The following is a 17,318-nucleotide window of genomic DNA, read 5'->3' on the forward strand; positions in this document are numbered from 1 at the left end:
CTGCCCGCGAGATCTCCGTTGGCCTTCCATACTTCTGAAGGAGGAAAGTCATGAAATATGGTTGGAGACTGTTATTCATTCCGCTTTGGGCCCTGTGCATTGCGGGCGCGGCGGTAACGGCATTTCTGGCGATCGGATGGGTCGGTTGGAAAGCTTTTGCCGCGGCCGCGGTCATAGGCGCGGTGGCCGGTATCCCGGCGGGGCTGTGGAATACTCACAAGGTTCGGCGCGACGATCCTGCGTGGTCCTGAACTCGGGCGGGCCATAAAGCGGGCTTGCAACCGTACTGAGTGAAACAAGTATCATGGTTAAGCCGCGCTCGCTGCGTGGGATGGACAGGGTTGGGAACTTTTGCGCACCGCTCACGTTCTCGTGTCATGGTCGCAAATCATGGCGAGCGATGCGCTCGCCGCCTCCCGCATGGACATATTTTTTATTTGAGTGTCCCGCTTCTGGCTTTGGCCGGATGCGGGGGTGAGCAATCGTCACTGAACCCAGCCGGGCGCGATGCCCTTTCGATTTCCACGCTTTTCTGGGTGATGCTGGTCGGTGCCGTGTTTCTCTGGCTGCTGGTGAATGGCGCGTTTTATTACATGTCCCGTGTCAGGCCGGGCGCTTTCGATCAGCGCTATGCCCGACATATCCTGATCGGTGGCGGGATCGTGTTGCCGGTCGTCGTGCTGACCGTGCTTTTGGTCTGGGGCCTGAGCATGTTGCCCGACCCGCGCCGCCCCGGTGACGGGCTGGTGGTCCGGGTGACGGGCGAGCAGTGGTGGTGGCGGGTGGAGTATTGGCCTGAGGGGGCGGATGCACCTGTTCTCACGGCCAACGAGATCCGTCTCCCGGTCGGGCAGAGGACCGAAATACATCTGACATCCGACAAGGTCATTCACTCGTTCTGGATACCCGCACTCGGCGGAAAGATGGACATGTTCCCGGGCCGCGAGACGATGATCAGTCTGCTCCCCGAAAGACCAGGCACCTATCGCGGCCAGTGCGCCGAATTCTGCGGTGCGTCGCACGCCTGGATGGCCTTTGCCGCCGTCGCGATGGAGCCCGCCGATTTCGACCGGTGGCTTGCGTCCGAAGCCGCCGATGCCGTTCCCCCATCCACTGACGCCGCGGCGCGAGGCGCGCGGCTGTTCCGGTCCGAGGGCTGCGGGGCCTGCCATGCGGTTCGCGGAACCGAAAACGTCGGGCAGGTCGGCCCTGACCTGACCCATGTCGGCAGTCGGCAGACCCTGGGTGCCGGGCGGTTGAAGGTCACCATTGATGACCTCTCGATCTGGATCAGTCACACGGACGTTCTCAAACCCGAGGTAAAGATGCCAACCTACGATCTTGAACCCGATCAGTTGTCCGATCTGGCCGCATATCTGGAAGGGTTGAAATGACGCGCCCGTCCGGTTTGCCGCAGCCCGAAGGCCCGTATCCTCCGACCGACGAGATGTTGGCCGAGCCTGTGCCCCGGGACGTGCAGGAGGCTCAGGCGAGCCGGTTGCGGGCCGCCTGGGAGACGCCGAAAGGCTGGCGCTATATTACAGCGGTCAACAATACCGAGGTCGGCAAGTGGTATTGTCTGACAGCACTGGTGTTCATGCTGCTCGCCGGGGTCATGGCGCTGATAATCCGGCTGCAACTGGCGGTTCCGGAAAACGATCTGGTCTCTGCCGACCGGTTCAATCAGCTTTTCACAATGCACGGATCGGCGATGATGTTCCTTTTCGCCGTGCCGATGTTCGAGGCGGTGTCGATCCTGTTGCTGCCGGGCATGCTGGGCGCGCGGGACATGCCGTTCCCGCGGCTGTCGGCCTTCGGCTACTGGTGCTTCCTGATCGGTGGCGTCTTTGTCATCGGTTCGATTTTCTTCGACGCCGCGCCACGCGCCGGGTGGTTCATGTATCCGCCGCTCGCGACCAAGGACGAGGGGCCGGGGTCGGACATTTGGCTGCTTGGTCTGTCGTTCATCGAGGTCGCGTCGATTGCTGCGGCGGTCGAGCTTATCGTCGGCACGCTGAAATGCCGGCCGCCGGGGATGCGGGTGAACATCATGCCGCTCTACGCCTGGTATGTGCTGGTGGTGGGAGGAATGATCCTTTTTGCCTTCCCGCCGCTGATTGCAGGGGATTTCTTGTTCGAGCTCGAACGATCCTTCGACTGGCCCTTCTTCGATCCGACGCGCGGCGGCGATCCGATGTTGTGGCAGCACCTGTTCTGGATCTTCGGCCATCCGGAGGTCTACATCATCTTCCTGCCCTCCATTGCGATTGCCGCGATGGTCATCCCGACCGTCGCCCGGCGGCCGATTTTCGGCTATTCTTGGATCGTGCTGTCAGCCGTGGGCACGGGGTTCCTGTCCTTCGGGCTCTGGGTGCACCACATGTTCACCACCGGATTGCCGTCGATTTCGCTCGGTTTCTTTTCGGCGGCATCCGAGGCGGTTGTGATCCCCACAGGCATCCAGATTTTCGCCTTCCTCGCCACGCTGATGGCGGGGCGGGTGAAGATGACCCTACCGATGCTGTGGATCTCGGGGGCGCTGGCGATCTTCACCATGGGGGGGCTGACCGGCGTGATGCTGGCGCTGGCACCGTTCGATTTCCAGGCGCATGACACCTACTTCATCGTGGCGCACCTGCATTACACGCTTTTCGGCGGTATGGTCTTTCCGGTGATCGCGGGGGTCTATTACTTCTTCCCGTTCATCCAGAAAAAGCTGATGTCGGACCGGCTGGGCAAGTGGGCCTTCTGGCTGACCTTCAGCGGGTTCAACCTGTGCTTCCTGCCGATGCACCTGACCGGGCTCTGGGGCATGCCGCGGCGGGTCTATACCTATCCGGGCGGGCTTGGATGGGACTGGCTCAACCTGATCTCGACCGTCGGGGCCTTTGTCATGGCAGCAGGGTTCGCGACCTTTGTCTGGGACCTGATCCGGCCCAAGCACAGACAGGCGCAGATCCCGCGCAATCCTTGGGACGGTGGCACATTGGAATGGACCCATGACGTGCCCGAAGAGGCCTGGGGTGTGCGATCCATCCCGCATGTGACGACGCGCTATCCGCTCTGGGATCAGCCCGACATGCTGACGCGGCTGGACGCGGGGCGCTACTACCTGCCGGACGCACAGGAGGGCAAACGCGAGACGCTCGTCACCTCGGTCATCGATGCAGAGCCGGTGCAGGTTCAGCGGGTCACCGGGCCGACGTGGATCACGCTCTGGGCCGCAGCGTTTACGGGCGGCGCGTTCATCTTCCCAACCTTCAGCTGGTATACGCCCGCGATCATCAGCGGAGCGCTGGCGATCTGCTGCATCATCTGGTGGCTCTGGACCGCAACCGCGCAGGTGCCCGAGGCGGACAGCAAGGATGCGGGGCTCGGGCTGCGTCTGCCGACCTATGCGGCAGGTCCGGCCTCTGTCGGGTGGTGGGCCATCTGGATCACCATGCTGGGGGATGCGACGGCCTTTGCTTCGCTGGTCTTCGGGTTCTTCTTCTACTGGACCGCGTCGCCCGACTTTCCGCCCGACGGCGCAGCCCATGCGGTGCCGGGCCTTATCGCCTTGGCAGCGCTGGCCTTTGCGGTAAACTGGGCGCTGACGGTCGGGGCGCGCCAGCTGAACCGGGCAGGGCGGGTGACCCCGGCGCGGATCTGCCTGATTGCCGCGCCAGCGGTGGCGGCCGCCGGGGCTGCGGCGCTGGTCGGGGCCGTGATTGACCTGGAGCCGGCATCCCATGTCTATCCGGCAATCCTCTGGGCGCTTGCGATCTGGATCGCGGTCCATTCCGGGGCCGGCGTCATCATGCAGCTCTACTGTCTCGCCGGATCGCTCTTCGGCAAGCTGACGCCGCGCTATGATGCGGACATCTGGAACGTCTCGCTCTTCTGGCATTTCGTGACGATTTCGGCGCTGGTGGCCTGTGCAGTGCTGGGCCTTATGCCGGAGGCGCTATGACCGACGAGCATCAGCCACGCCGGGACGAGGACCAAAAGGAGTTCGCCGAAGAACATGCGAGCCTGTTCAAGATCACGCTCGGCCCGCTGATCTGGGCCGCGCATTTCGTTGCCTGCTATGGGCTGGTGGCGGTCACCTGTGCGAAGGGCTGGGATATCGACGCCGTGCGGTCCGGACTGCTGGTGGCCAGCGGGGCCGCGCTTGTCGGGATCGGTTGGGTTGGCTGGGTCGCCTGGCGGCAGTGGAATGTCGCGCAGACCGGGGATTTCGTGAACCGGTGCGGGCGGGCGGAGGACCGGCACCACTTTCTCGGCCACGCGGCGTTTCTGCTCTCGATCATCTCGGCGATCGGTGTGGTCTTCGTTTCGCTACCGCTGGTTCTGATCGGGGGGTGCCAATGAAGCCGGTTTTCCTTGTTCCAGGCCTGTTGCTGCTGGCCCTCGTCTGGCTGATCCCACTCGACAGATACATGCCGGTCTTTGCCGCGCATATGGTCAGGCACATGGTGCTGGTCGCCCTGGCCGCGCCTCTGCTCGTGCTGAGCCTGCCGGATGCCGCCGATCGGATGGCGGTGCCGCCGCTCGCCGCAGCCCTTGTAGAATTCGTCGTGGTCTGGGGCTGGCATCTGCCTGCCGCGCATGCCCTCGGGCGGTTGCAGGGTCTGGGATTTGCGGCCGAACAGGCGAGCTTCCTCGTTGTCGGCCTGTTGGTCTGGGCCAGCTGTCTGCGGCGTGACCAGCCCCTCGCCGGGGCAGGGGGGCTGCTGCTGACCTCGATGCATATGACCTTGCTGGGGGCGCTGCTGGTTCTGGCGCCGCGCGACATCTATGCCGAGATCTGCGGCACTGCGCCTGATCTCTCGGGTCAGCAGATCGGGGGCATGCTGATGCTGGCCATCGGAACGCCGGTTTACCTGATCGCGGGGCTGTGGCTGACCGGGCAGGCGTTGCGGGAAAGGGGGACGGCATGAGGCGAGTTCTGCTGACACTCGCGGTGCTGGGCGGGCTTGGGCTTGCGGGCGCGGCGGCGGTTGTGGGGTTCGGCCTTTACAACGTGTCGGCGCAGGTGGGGCATCTGCCCGGAGTGTCCTGGGTGCTGCACACGACCTTCCGCAACTCGGTCAGCCTGCGCGCACTTGCGCCCGAGGAGGTGCCGCCGCTGGACGACCCGGACCTGATCGCCCTTGGCGCCGGGCACTACGCAACGGCCTGCGCGATGTGCCACGGCGCTCCGGGTGAAACGCAAAGTGCAACCGTCCGCGCCATGGTGCCCGCGCCACCGCCGATCAACGAGGCAGTCGCGCATTGGGAGGCGAACGAGTTGCACTGGATCGTCGAAAACGGGGCCAAGATGACCGGTATGCCGGCCTGGCCCGTCGGGGCGCGGGGTGACGAGGTCTGGGCCGTCATTGCGTTCCTGGAGTCGATCAAACGCGATACCGCCCCACGGATGCCTTCGCCAACCCTGACCGGCACGGCCTATTGCCAAAGCTGCCACGGGGATATCGGCGGCCCGGTGCCCCAGCTGGACATTCAGTCTGCCGAATACCTCGAAGCGCAGCTTGATGCCTATCTGACCGGAGAGAGGCCGAGCGGGATCATGGCGCAGGCGGCGACCCGGGTGCCCAAGGACAGCTTTGCAGAGCTGGCAGAGGCGTTCTCAGCCAAGCCCGCCAACCCGGACCCGGTGCCGGGGGAGGGGCCGGGCGCGGCGCTGGCGCGGCAGGGCACCCGCGATGTGCCCGCCTGCCTCGCCTGCCACGGTGGACAGGACCCCAGCAAGGGCCCGCGCCTCTTCGGTCAGAACGAGGCCTACCTCGTGGCCCAGCTGAAGCTCTGGCGGGACGGAACCCTTGACCATGATGCGCTCATGGCCGCGGCGGCGCGAGATCTGACGACCGAGGATATCAAGACCCTGAGCCGCTATTTTGCTGGTGTCGGGCGATAGACAAGCCGACAGCGACCGGAACATCGCGGATCACATTGCGTTGATCTGTCATCCTCGCACCATTTCCAAGCCAGCCGGAGGCCTCGATGCCATATCTCCGTTTTGCCCTCATGATCCTTACGTCGACCATTGTCATGCTGGTTCTGATGTATCTCAACACATACTCCTCCGCGCACATGTTCTATTCCGAAACACGCGTCTACATGGCGATCCTGATGGGGGGCGTCATGGCGATCGTCATGATGCTCTGGATGTGGGGAATGTATCCGAACCGGACAGCCAACTTCGCTATTCTCGCCGGGGCTGTCGTCGTGTCGGGGGTCGCGCTCTGGCTCGTGCGGAGTCAGGTGACCGTGTCGGGCCCCAGCTACATGCGGGCCATGATCCCGCATCATTCGATTGCGATCATGACCTCTGAACGCGCCGGGATCGAAGATGCCCGCGTGGCGCGGCTGGCCGATGAAATCGCGTCGGCTCAGAGAAAGGAAATCGCCGAGATGCGGTATCTCGTGGCCGAGACCGCAGCCGGCCGGACTGTCGCGGATGCGTTTCAGGATGATCCGGCCCGTGTCGGAACGATGGAGGACGCACGCGCCAACGTGCAGCTGTCGTCCCTTGATCCGGCGCCCGTCAGCCGCGAGGACGCCGCAAAGGTGATCTCCGGGACGGGTTGTCAGTTCCGCCGTGCGCCCGAAGCCGATCCGATCCTGTGGACGGACGGCGCGGGGCAAGCGGTGGCCCAGGTCAGTGGCGTGCTACTACCGCTGGAAGGTGAGGATGGGACATGGCAAACCCAAGGGCTCAGTATCTCGGTCACGTCGAGGGATGATCCGGATGTCCGGTCTGACGCGACCCTGGCCTTCGCCTTCGATCCCGGCCCCTCGTCAGGGTATCGCGGGTGGTGGTCCTGCGACGGCTGACCGGAACGGCCGGTCATTCAGGGGATGTCCGCAAATTGTGTCGGTCATCCCACCGGTGCACAGGGTGTGACCCGCGTTGCGACTTGCTTGAAAGCGGGTCAGCCATGAAATCTCGCCGTTAGATACTACTTGATAGCTTTCATCTTAGGGTAAATGGCGGGGCCATGGCTGAAAGACCGTCCATGGAGCTTTACGAACTGGTTGATCTGATCCACGCGGTGGCGCGGCGGCTTCCGGCCCCGGCCGATCTGGAGTCGGGCTGGAGCGTGACACGGTCGCAGCGACGACGCAGGCACAGAGCCGCATCGAAGCGCACCTCTCAGCCCAGCCGCCGGCGGGCGGCCGCCACGGCTTGCATGGCCGACAGCGAAGGAAACCCTCCGATGACGGATGAGCTTACCTTCGATGACACTTCCAACGGACTATAATCCACGATCCGAGGCCTCCACGGGACCCCGGGTGCACCGTTACCCTTCCTCGGCGGAGTCGTGGTTCGCGCTTTCGTGCTTGAGAGGCCGCAGGGCAACGTCACCGTCTACAATGCCCCGGGTATCAGTGAGGCTGCTGACGAGATTTGTGAAATGGGGCGGCCTGAGCGCCTTCTCATGAACCACCATCACGAAGCAATGCATGGCGCGCTGCGCCTCGATGTGCCCGTCTGGATCAATGAGGCAGACCGGGCCAATGTCGACATGGCCATCGCCGGCACCTTCTCGGAACGCCATATGATCGAAGATGATCTGGAAATCATCCCGACACCCGGCCATACGCCGGGAACCACGACCTTCCTCTGGAACAACGGCGAACGCCGTCTGCCCTTTCCGGGGGACGTTCTGTGGGTGCAGAACGGCGAGTGGAAGGCGGTTCTGCTCGGCGACAGCAATCGGGCGGCTTATCTGGGCAGCCTCGCGGCGTTGGGGAGATCGATTTCGATATCCTCGTGCCCTGGGGTGTCGAGGACGGTGCACCTTACGGCTATGCCGTGACCCGGGAAGAGGCCGCTTCGAACCTCGAACGGATTATCGGGCGGCTTGAAGCCGGGAGAATGGCTGAGCGAGCGCGGGAAGTCGTCCCATGTGTCGGCTCGGTCTACAGTGCCACCACGACCACGATCAGTGTGATCACGGCGACGGCGGCAATAACCAGAACCCGGGGACTTAGTCTGTTGCCCTGCAATTCTGCCGGACCTTTCTTTCTGTCTTCCGGCTTAGCGCGCGGAGTTTCGACCGCAGCGGCCCGTTTGACCTGATCGCGGTCCGGCGGGTGCCCTCCGGCCTCGGCATCTGTGCCCAAGGGGGCCGCCGCGGGGTCGGAGAACGCGACCTTGTCGCCGGTTCCGCCTCTGTCGATCTCATCGCGCAGTTGGGCGGACGTCTCGGTCGTGCGATCTTCGGGGGCTTTCGTCTTGGTGTCGGTCATAGGATGTGCTCCTCGCTCCTACACGATCAACGGCAGTCCGCTTGCGGAGTTCCAGCTACGCCAACACGGGGCGGCCATCTGTCTGGGGGAGGTGGGTGCTGAAAAAGCGGTTGCGGCAGTCCACGACCGACCTCGCACGATCAGCTGATGCAGCGGCGGCGGCAAGACCAAACCCTGCCACCGCGCGCCTTGCTATTCAGGTCGTTCAGTTCTCGGGAAGGGCCCAGGCGATCACTTCGTCGCCCACCGGCGTTTCCATGAAGTGATGACCCATGGCCGACACCATCACATATTGGCGGCCATCGACCTCATAGGTGATCGGGTTCGCCTGTCCACCAGCTGGCAGAACTGTCGACCAGACGGTCTCTCCGGTCTCGATATTGATTGCCCGGAACAGGTTGTCCGTCGCCGCGGCGATGAACACCAGTCCGCCAGCGGTCACCACCGACCCGCCGTTGTTCGGCGTGCCGATGTCAAAGGGCAGGAAGGACGGGATTCCGAACGGGCCATTCCGCCGTGCCGTGCCCAGAGGGCGGTCCCAGAGGGTTTCGCCGGTTTCAAGGTCGATCGCGCGGATACCGCCGTAGGGAGGACGCGTGCATGGCACGCCAGTCAGGTCGTTCCGCCACCCCGCATTGACGCTGATCCCGTATGGGGAACCAGCTTGCGGGTCTGCGGCACCTTCGGCATTTGCTCCGCCGCTTTCGCCGGTCTCCATCTCATTGATCGGTTTGGAGGTCACCTCGTCACGCGGCACAAGCCGGTTGTAATTCGGCACATCGTTGTAGTTGGCGATGATGATCCCGCGGTCCGTATCGACCGCGACCGACCCCCAGTCGGACCCACCATTATAGCCGGGATACTGGATCCATGGTTTGTCGGTGGAAGGCGGCGTGAAGAACCCGTCGTAATTCGCGCGCCGGAACTGAATGCGGCACCAGAGCTGGTCGATAGGGGTGAAACCCCACATGTCCTTTTCTTCCAGCGGGTCTTTTCGCAGCGTGTGCCATTCGCTTACCGGCTGCGTATCCGAAATGAAATCCGGCTCGACCTCACCCTTCGGCAGGTCGGTCAATTCTCCGACCGGTGTCAGCGGCTCACCCGTCTCTCGGTTCAGGATGTAGATGTCACCCTGTTTGGACGGCAGGAGCACCGCCGGGGTGCCCTGATAGTCAATCAGGGAAGCCTGAGACCCAAGGTCGTAGTCCCAAACGTCGTGGCGCACGGTCTGGAAGTGCCATGCCTCTTCGCCGGTGGTCGCGTCGAGCGCGACGAGCGACGTGGCGTATTCGTTCTCGGCATCGCTGCGGTTGGAGCCGTAATAATCCACCGAGGAATTGCCCATAGGCAGGTAGACCAGTCCGAGCTCTTCGTCGGCGACGGCCGTGGTCCACATGTTGGGTGTGCCGCGGGTGTAGACCTCGCCCTCCGGCGGGCCGTTGCGGTTCTCATCCGGTGCAGCCAGATCCCAGGCCCATGCCAGTTCACCAGTCACGGCGTCATAGCCACGGATCACGCCCGAAGGCGCGTCCTCGGCCTGACCGTCCTTGACCTGTGCGCCCGTCACGACGACGCCACGCACGATGGCCGGGGGTGCGGTGACCGCATACCAGCCGGGCACGCGTTCGCCGATATCCTGCCACATGTCGACAGCGCCGTTTTCGCCGAAGTCTTCGCAGGGCGCTCCGGTTTCGACGTCAACGGCGACCAGCTTGGCGTCGAGCGTGCCCTGGATCACGCGCGTTGCGCAGGCATCATCTTCGGCGGCGTCCGGATTGCTATAGACCGAGACGCCACGGCATGTGGCGCCATAGGGGATCGCTTGGTTCGGCACGCCCGGATCGAAACGCCAGTTTTCCTCTCCCGTGGCGGCATCGACCGAAATGAGGATGTTCATCGCGGAGCACATCAGTAGGTCGTCACCGACCTTGAGGGGCGTAACCTCGGGTGAATATTTGCCCTCCGCCGTGCCTTTGGGAAGATCGCCGGTGTGAAAGGTAAACACCTGTTCCAGCTGACCTACGTTTTCGGGCGTTATCTGGTCCAGCGGTGAATAGCGGGTCGCCTGCGCGTCGCCGCCCCAATAGGGCCAGTCGCTCCCGACCTCCCTCGGGGGCTGGGCAGCGGCGATGGCGCCATCTGCCGTAGCTTCTTCTGTGGCCTGTTCTTCGGGGGGGGGCGAAACCGCCGCGTCTTCTGTGGGGGAGGGGTCTTCGGCAGCACCGTTCGCGGGTTGCTGCGTGTCAGGGGTGGTCGCCTGCTGCGCCTGAAGCGGCAATGTGCCAGCGAGGAGGACGGCAGCGGCCAAGGGGACAAAACGTGTCATCTGAAGCAAATCCGTATCAAAGTTTGGAGGGGTGGCGCCTCAGTGCCGGTATGCAGAGCAGCACGAGGATGAGGATCACGGTCGGAGCGACGAGGCGTGGGACCTCGGCCCACCAGTCGGCTCCGACTTCCCACCAGGCCCAGACAACCGTTCCGATCCACACCACGAGATAGAGCCAGATGGCTTCCATCATGTAGCGGTTCAGCAGGACGCCAGTGGCAGCAAGGCCAAGGCCGGCGAGGCCGTAATACCAGCTCCCGCCCAGAAAGATCAGCCAGACGCCGCCCGCCAGAATGACCGCACCGAAGAGAACGCAGACCCATCCGAGTATCTTGACGCCCCATGAGGTTTCATGTCCCGGAGGATTGGCGGGGGATGCGGTGATGTCGGACATGGGGGCCTCCTTCTGATCGGTCGGGGATGATCAAGCGCACGAAGGGCGCATGATAGACCAACGGGTTGACGGCTGGTCTGTTCCGTCCCGGAGCCGAAACGTCGCAGTGGATCGAGCCGGATCAGACGAAATAGAGCGTGACCGGAACGACCAGAAGCAAACCGAAAGACAGACAGGCCAGCACGCCGTCGCGGGTGAGAAGGCTCGCTGCGAAGAGGGCGATCACGGCCGATGCGATGGACCCGGAGGTCGGCACAATCTCCATGAACGGCATGATCAGCGTCAACGCAGCGATCAGGATCATTGGCAGCCAGAGCCATGGCCGGTGGAACAGGAATGTCAGCCGTGGCCTGATGAACCGTTCGACCCAAGCGACGGGTTTGCGCAGCCAGTTGATGCCTTGCTGCACTTTGTCCGCGTCCATGCGTTTGCGGGAGACGAAGTCAGGGAGCCATACGCTCTCTCGCCCGATCATCATCTGGGCGATAAGGAGTAGAACCAGCATTGCAACCACCGCCGTGACCCCGGGAATGGCACTGGCAGGCGAGGTCGAGATCAGTGAAAAAATCAGCATAACCGACGCAAAGGAGGCGCGACCCAGCTTGTCGATAACATGTTCGACCGTAACGCTGTCGCCATCCAGCGACGCTTCGAGCGTGTCGAGGACATCGCTTAACGCGTGTGTCTGATCACTCGTTGTATCACTCATGGCGCCAACCTATCCCGCTACGATGGCAGTGCGGCCAGCACCCGGTCCGGCGTCGCGGGCATGTCCCGCACACGCGCCCCGCAGGCGTTGTAGACCGCATTCAGGATCGACGCGCCGGCGCCGCAGATGCCCAGTTCTCCGATGCCCTTGGCCTGCATCGGACCGGCCCAGTCATCCAGTTCCTCGACGAAATGCACCTCAAGGGGGGGCACATCGGCGTTGACGGGCAGGTGATAGCCCGCCAGATCCCGGTTCACGGCATGGCCGTCTCGGCGGTCGTGCGTGAGCTCTTCTGTAAGGGCCATCCCGATGCCCCAGGTCATACCACCATGACACTGCGACGTGGCCGTGCGCGGGTTGAGGATGCGGCCTGCTGCGAAACTGCCCAGCATACGCCGCACGCAGACCTCGCCGGTGACATCGCTGACCGCAACCTCTGCGAAATGCGCGCCGAAGGTGGCCTGCCGGACCTTTTCTGCCGCTTCGCCGGGTTCGACATGGCCGTGGCCCGTAATCGGCTCATCCGACAGCAGATCACGCAGGGAGGCGCGCTTATTGGCGTAGGTGGCCTTGCCGTCCTTCAAGGTCAGTTCCGCTTCGGAACAGCCGAGCCGGTCGGCGATCTGCTTGCGGATCTCCATTCCCGCAAGCCAGACGGCGGTGCCGGTCGAGGCCGCGCCGAACGACCCGCCGGAGCCGGAGCCGGGCGGAAAACGGGTGTCGCCCAGTTGCGCGTCGATGCGATCCAGCGGGAGGCCCAGCAATTCAGCGGCGATCTGGCCGAAGATCGCGTAGCTGCCGGTGCCAATGTCGGTCATGTCCGACATCACGGTTGCGCCGTCACGGGTCAGACTTATACGCGCCTCGGCCTCGATCACCATGTTGACCCGGAAGGCTGCTGCCATGCCGGTGCCGATCCACCATTCGCCCTCTCGCTGCTGACGCGGCGCGGCGTGGCGGTGCGACCAGCCAAAGGCGTCCGCCCCTTGGCGCAGGGCCGCTTCCAGCCGATGCGAGGAGAAGGGCTTGCCGCTCTCGGGGTCTTTTTCGGGGATGTTGCGCAGGCGCAGGTTCACCGGATCAACCCCAGCTGCCTGCGCCAGTTCATCCATCGCGACTTCGAATGCTGTTACGCCGACGGATTCCCCCGGTGCGCGGACCGAGCCGGCTGCGGACCGGTGGATGCGCGCGACCTTCATGCCGAGCGTCCGGTTCGAGGCGGCATAGGCGAAGTGGCTGCCCTGGATGACGGGTTCGGAGAATTCCTCTTCCGGGAGGTTCGACACCAGCGCTTCGTGACCCAGCCCTGTCAGGCGGCCTTCGGTATCCGCGGCCAGACGGATGTGCTGGCGGGTTTCTGAACGCCGTGTGTTAACCTCGAACACGTTGCGGCGGTGCTGGACGACGCGCACGGGCTGTTTCAGTTCCATCGCGGCGAGCGCAGCCGCGACACAATCCGCTGAAATGCCCAGCTTGGACCCGAAGCCGCCGCCGACATAGGGCGCGAGAACGCGGACATGTTTCGGGTCGAGGCCAACGCTATCGGCCAGTTCATTGCGGTTGAACTTCAGCATCTGGAGCGATCCGCGCAGCGTCAGTGTCTCTCCATCCCAGTGCGCGGTGGCCGCATGTGGCTCCATTGCTGCCGATACCATGGAGGGAGTGGTGTAGACGGCATCGACGGTGAAGGCCGCCTCGGACATGGCCCGATCCAGATCGCCGAGCTCGGTTGATTTGTCTTCCGGCTTTTCGGGTTCGACGGCATCGGGCTGGACGGGCTTGTCTTCTTCTTCGACGGATACGACCAGAGCCTGCGCTGCATGGCGGGCCTGCTCAAAGCTTTCGGCCACGACAAGCGCAACGGGCTGACCGACATAGGCCGCACGGTCGACGCCCTGAGCCGGGGCTTCATTGGCAGTGCCCTGGGCGGCGTTGCGGATCATGCGTGGGTCCCGCAGCACGCTGCGAACACCCTCCATGGCGCGCACGTCGTCGACATTCGGGCAGGAGACTGCGCCGATCTTCGGTGCGCGCACCAGGAACCCGTGCAGCATATCGTCGGCTTGTTCCTCCGCCGCATATGTCGCGGTCCCGGCGACCTTGAGCCATCCGTCGGGGCGGTCGTTGTCCTGTTCCAGCACGCCCTGCGCGAGGCCATCGGCGCGGTGTTCGGGATGCGGTTCGTCGATCTTCAGATCAAAGGTCATTGGGTCATCTCCGTCAGGGTCGCGGTCAGCAGGCGGCGGACAAGCGTGTCCTTGAATTCCAGCCCCTCACGCAGGACAGCGTCCTTCATCAGAATGTCTCCGGCCTTTTCGAATAGCGCTGTGGTGGGGGTTTCCCCGGTCAGCAAATCCTCGACGTCGGGGTCACGCCATGGCCGCGTCCCGATGCCACCGAACGCGAGCGCGACGTTCGAAATACGATCATTCTCCATCCGCACGGTCGCGGCGACCGAGACCAATGCGAAGGCATAGGAGGCGCGGTCCCGCACCTTGCGATAGGTCTGGCGCCCGCCGAAGGGGGCGGGAAGGATCACGCCTGTGATCAGGTCACCGGCGTCCAGCGTTGTCTCCTGATCTGGCCGATCGCCGGGCAGTCGGTAAAAGTCATCGAGGGCAGTCTCGCTGCGGGTGCCGTCCGCGCCCTCAACCTCGACCGTCACGTCGAGCGCGCGCATCGCCACCGCCATGTCGGACGGGTGCAGGGCGACGCAATGCTCGGAGGTGCCCAAGACCGCATGGTTGCGCATTTCTCCGCCCAGAGCCGCGCAGCCAGAGCCGGGGCTGCGTTTGTTGCAGGGCGTGGCGGTGTCATAAAAATATGGACAGCGCGTCCGCTGGAGTAGGTTGCCACCGGTGGTCGCCTTGTTCCGAAGCTGTCCGGAGGCCCCCGCGAGGAGGGCGCGCGCCAGCACCGGATAGTCCCGACGGATGCGCATGTCGGCTGCGAGGTCAGAGTTGGTCACCGTCGCGCCGACGTGCAAACCGTCGCCGTGCGGCACGATCCGGTCGAGGCCCAGCCGCGAGATATCGATAAGAGTATCGGGTGCCATCACCTCGAGCTTCATGAGATCGATCAGGTTGGTGCCCCCGGCGATGAAGGTCGCGCCGTCACGGGCGGCGCCATGGGCACCAGAGAGGGTGTCGGGGCGCTGATAGTCGAAAGGTTTCATTCCGCGGCCTCCGCATATCCGGCGTCTTCTTCCGCGGTCTCAAGGATCGCCGCGTTGATCCCCGGGTAGCAGGAGCAGCGGCAGATATTGCCGCTCATCCGTTCGGCCAGTTCTTCGCGCGTCAGTGCATAGGGGCCATCGAGCGTTTCGCTGACATGGCTGGGCCAACCCTCTGCGATTTCGCGGAAGACAGCGGTGGCGGAGCATAGCTGCCCCGGCGTGCAGTAGCCGCATTGCATGCCGTCGTGACGCACGAAGGCGGATTGTAGTGGGGAGCGACCATCCTCGGACAACCCCTCGACCGTTGTGATCTCGTCACCGTCGTGCATCACGGCGAGGCTTAGACACGCATTGATCCGGCGACCGTCGACAAGCACTGTGCAGGCTCCGCACTGACCGTGGTCGCAGCCCTTCTTGCTGCCCGTCAGGTTCAGATGGTCGCGCAGGGCATCGAGAAGCGTAACGCGTGGGTCGAGATCAATCGAGAAGGGCGAGCCGTTCACGGTGAAGGACGTTTTCATGGAGCTCTCCTTTGGAGTGTTGCCAACCCAACGAATGAAATAGGTCTCCGTTCCAACATTGAGTTGTGCGGTCCGCTCATTTGAGTGACACCGAGACCATGCAAAGCGACGGCCTCGTCGCAGATCAGCCTGGCGGCAGCCATCCCGCGCAAAGGACGTGTATTCGTCTCCGCCCGTTCTTAACCTTTGAGGATACCTTCGAGCCTGATCGCGCAACGCATCTAATAGCGTGACATGGGTGACGAGATAGAGCTCATGAGGCCGACCATTCACGGTCAGATTTGTGTTCATTGGGTCACCCTTCATGAAGTTAATAAGCAAACGATCGAGAGTGCGTGATGTTTCGAGTTGTTTTCCGCGCCCGCTCAACATGGCTAAGGCGCAATTGGTGCCTGCGGCATGACGTCCGCATGGTGCTGATCAGCAGCGTTTAGGTCTCGGTCGCGTCTGTGAACGGGTCAGCGAGTAAGGCTGCGAGGAGATCCTCGAATTTGCACACCAAAGCCCGACCCCTTTCCGAGGGCCGGGTTGGGTAATCTACCTACGTTCGGCGTGTTTCTGAAAATGGGCCGCTAAGAGCGGTAGTCGGATATGTCAGCGCGGACAGGCTCCCATAGAGCTAATCCCATGAGCGCCGCATCGTCTTGGCAAAAAAGCGAAATGGGTGGGAGCCAATCGTCACCGAGGATGGTGTTGCCCTGGGTGGCCAGTAGCTCTGAGACGAAAATCTGCTCGCTGAAAATTCGGCGCGCTACACTCCCGGCAAAAAAGACCCCGCCGTATGGCAGGTGACTGACACACAGATTTCTTAGCAGCTGCCCGAGCACGCTCCCGTAAAGCCGAAAAACTCGTTCGGCCAATCCTTTGTTCGATTTGAGCACCTTTTTTGATTGGTCGACGTCCTCGATACGGTAACCCGTCGCGGTTTCAATCACTCGCCGGAATCCTCTACCCGAGAATAGGTCTTCAACTTTTCGAACGTGGCCTCCGTAAAGATTGGCGACGTCAGTGATGTCTGAAGGTAGGGACATGTGACCGCTTTCGCTCGAAAATGTCAGGAGGCGGCCCCTGTCAATCGACTGAAATGGGCATAGATTGAACCCAGTTCCGATGCCTACCACCAGTTTTTGTCTGCCTGTCGGCGAACACTGATGGACGCCTTGCAACGCAATCGTTGTCGAGTTCGTCGCATAAGCCAGAGCTTCCAGGTCATTGAGGAAAAACACGTCCTCGATGCCCTTAGAACGGAACACTTGATCAGATATTGTCCAGTCCCTGTTCGTGAGACGCATTGAACCGAGGCTTGGCTTTCCGGCTGCGGCCACCACCGCCTGCGGGGCACGGGTTGACCTGCCACGGGATTTTTCCTCCACCGTTGATTAGAGTCCGGTCCAACTTGAGGACGGACAATGAAGCGAACGAGATTCACGGACGAGCAGATCATCGGCATCCTGGCCGAGCACGAGGCCGGCGCAAAGTGCGCGGACCTGTGCCGCAAGCACGGCATGTCGGAAGGCACCTTCTACAACTGGAAGGCCAAGTTCGGTGGCATGACGGTGTCAGAGGCGAAGCGGTTGAAGGCGCTCGAGGATGAGAACGTCAAGCTGAAGAAGCTGCTGGCCGAGCAGATGCTCGACCTGGCCGCGATGAAGGAACTGGTTTCAAAAAAGTGGTGACGCCTGCCGTGAAGCGCGAGGCGGTCGCGCATCTGAAGGCCCGGTTCGGGCTCTCGGAACGGCGGGCGTGCCGGGTTGCCGATGCGGATCGCAAGATGGTCCGCTATCAGGCGCAGCGTGCGCCGGACACGGTGCTGCGCGGGCGGCTGCGAGAACTGGCCAGCGAGCGTCGGCGGTTTGGTTGTCGGCGGCTCTTCGTGCTGCTGCGACGTGAGGGAGAGCCTTCGGGTATCAACCGGATCTATCGGCTCTACCGCGAGGAAGGGCTGACGGTGCGCA

16 protein-coding genes and 1 pseudogene are annotated in these 17,318 nt (G+C 63.2%); 9 read left to right on the forward strand and 8 right to left on the reverse strand.

The genetic code is table 11. The features are described from left to right. Window positions 1–50: 50 nt before the first annotated feature. From CVM50_RS17690 to CVM50_RS21505, 8 genes are all read left to right on the forward strand, one after another. Window positions 51–251 carry a hypothetical protein gene (locus tag CVM50_RS17690; protein WP_085889836.1) on the forward strand — a complete coding sequence of 67 codons (201 nt, stop codon included), beginning with the start codon at window positions 51–53 and terminating at the stop codon, window positions 249–251. A 186-nt stretch (window positions 252–437) separates the two neighbouring features. Next, on the forward strand, window positions 438–1,394 hold the full coding sequence (coxB, locus tag CVM50_RS17695) for a cytochrome c oxidase subunit II (protein WP_232618286.1): 957 nt from the start codon (window positions 438–440) through the stop codon (window positions 1,392–1,394). Then, complete coding sequence (gene ctaD / locus CVM50_RS17700) at window positions 1,391–3,952, forward strand: cytochrome c oxidase subunit I (protein ID WP_085889838.1); 2,562 nt, start codon at window positions 1,391–1,393, stop codon at window positions 3,950–3,952. Before coxB ends, ctaD begins: the two co-directional genes overlap by 4 nt. Beyond that, window positions 3,949–4,353: a hypothetical protein gene (locus CVM50_RS17705; protein ID WP_085889839.1), complete on the forward strand. Its 405-nt coding sequence runs from the start codon at window positions 3,949–3,951 to the stop codon at window positions 4,351–4,353. The genes ctaD and CVM50_RS17705 overlap by 4 nt, the downstream gene beginning before the upstream one ends. Further along, complete coding sequence (locus tag CVM50_RS17710; protein WP_085889840.1) at window positions 4,350–4,922, forward strand: cytochrome c oxidase assembly protein; 573 nt, start codon at window positions 4,350–4,352, stop codon at window positions 4,920–4,922. Before CVM50_RS17705 ends, CVM50_RS17710 begins: the two co-directional genes overlap by 4 nt. Beyond that, window positions 4,919–5,899: a c-type cytochrome gene (locus CVM50_RS17715; RefSeq protein WP_085889841.1), complete on the forward strand. Its 981-nt coding sequence runs from the start codon at window positions 4,919–4,921 to the stop codon at window positions 5,897–5,899. Before CVM50_RS17710 ends, CVM50_RS17715 begins: the two co-directional genes overlap by 4 nt. A 134-nt stretch (window positions 5,900–6,033) precedes the next feature. Then, window positions 6,034–6,819: a DUF6692 family protein gene (locus CVM50_RS17720; RefSeq protein WP_306372322.1), complete on the forward strand. Its 786-nt coding sequence runs from the start codon at window positions 6,034–6,036 to the stop codon at window positions 6,817–6,819. A 488-nt stretch (window positions 6,820–7,307) separates the two neighbouring features. After that, window positions 7,308–7,805 (forward strand): MBL fold metallo-hydrolase, encoded by a 498-nt coding sequence (locus tag CVM50_RS21505; RefSeq protein WP_198431931.1) that lies wholly within the window; start codon window positions 7,308–7,310, stop codon window positions 7,803–7,805. Between the two features lie 103 nt (window positions 7,806–7,908). On the opposite strand, the gene CVM50_RS17735 is transcribed toward CVM50_RS21505, so the two are convergent. From CVM50_RS17735 to CVM50_RS17770, 8 genes are all read right to left on the reverse strand, one after another. Beyond that, window positions 7,909–8,238 carry a hypothetical protein gene (locus CVM50_RS17735; protein ID WP_085889845.1) on the reverse strand — a complete coding sequence of 110 codons (330 nt, stop codon included), beginning with the start codon at window positions 8,236–8,238 and terminating at the stop codon, window positions 7,909–7,911. A gap of 205 nt (window positions 8,239–8,443) precedes the next feature. Then, window positions 8,444–10,564, reverse strand: coding sequence for a pyrroloquinoline quinone-dependent dehydrogenase (locus CVM50_RS17740; protein ID WP_085889846.1), 2,121 nt, complete (start codon window positions 10,562–10,564; stop codon window positions 8,444–8,446). Between the two features lie 16 nt (window positions 10,565–10,580). Continuing rightward, window positions 10,581–10,958: a glucose dehydrogenase gene (locus CVM50_RS17745; protein ID WP_085889847.1), complete on the reverse strand. Its 378-nt coding sequence runs from the start codon at window positions 10,956–10,958 to the stop codon at window positions 10,581–10,583. A 121-nt stretch (window positions 10,959–11,079) separates the two neighbouring features. Continuing rightward, complete coding sequence (locus CVM50_RS17750; RefSeq protein WP_085889848.1) at window positions 11,080–11,667, reverse strand: exopolysaccharide biosynthesis protein; 588 nt, start codon at window positions 11,665–11,667, stop codon at window positions 11,080–11,082. Between the two features lie 17 nt (window positions 11,668–11,684). Continuing rightward, window positions 11,685–13,874, reverse strand: a complete 2,190-nt coding sequence (locus CVM50_RS17755; RefSeq protein WP_085889849.1) for a xanthine dehydrogenase family protein molybdopterin-binding subunit — start codon at window positions 13,872–13,874, stop codon at window positions 11,685–11,687. Next, a complete protein-coding gene (locus CVM50_RS17760; RefSeq protein WP_085889850.1) occupies window positions 13,871–14,842 on the reverse strand; it encodes an FAD binding domain-containing protein in 972 nt (323 codons plus the stop codon). The genes CVM50_RS17755 and CVM50_RS17760 overlap by 4 nt, the downstream gene beginning before the upstream one ends. Further along, the gene (locus tag CVM50_RS17765; protein ID WP_085889851.1) at window positions 14,839–15,363 is read right to left on the reverse strand and encodes a 2Fe-2S iron-sulfur cluster-binding protein; all 525 of its coding nucleotides are present in this window, start codon (window positions 15,361–15,363) and stop codon (window positions 14,839–14,841) included. The genes CVM50_RS17760 and CVM50_RS17765 overlap by 4 nt, the downstream gene beginning before the upstream one ends. Before the next feature lie 572 nt (window positions 15,364–15,935). Then, window positions 15,936–16,736 carry a glucokinase gene (locus CVM50_RS17770; protein ID WP_085889852.1) on the reverse strand — a complete coding sequence of 267 codons (801 nt, stop codon included), beginning with the start codon at window positions 16,734–16,736 and terminating at the stop codon, window positions 15,936–15,938. 36 nt (window positions 16,737–16,772) lie between these two features. Between CVM50_RS17770 and CVM50_RS17775 the strand changes: the two are divergent. After that, window positions 16,773–17,318, forward strand: a pseudogene (locus CVM50_RS17775) (transposase); the annotation flags it as partial.

Origin of the sequence: Pseudooceanicola marinus, from assembly GCF_002786295.1 — a bacterium.
Lineage (GTDB): Bacteria > Pseudomonadota > Alphaproteobacteria > Rhodobacterales > Rhodobacteraceae > Pseudooceanicola > Pseudooceanicola marinus.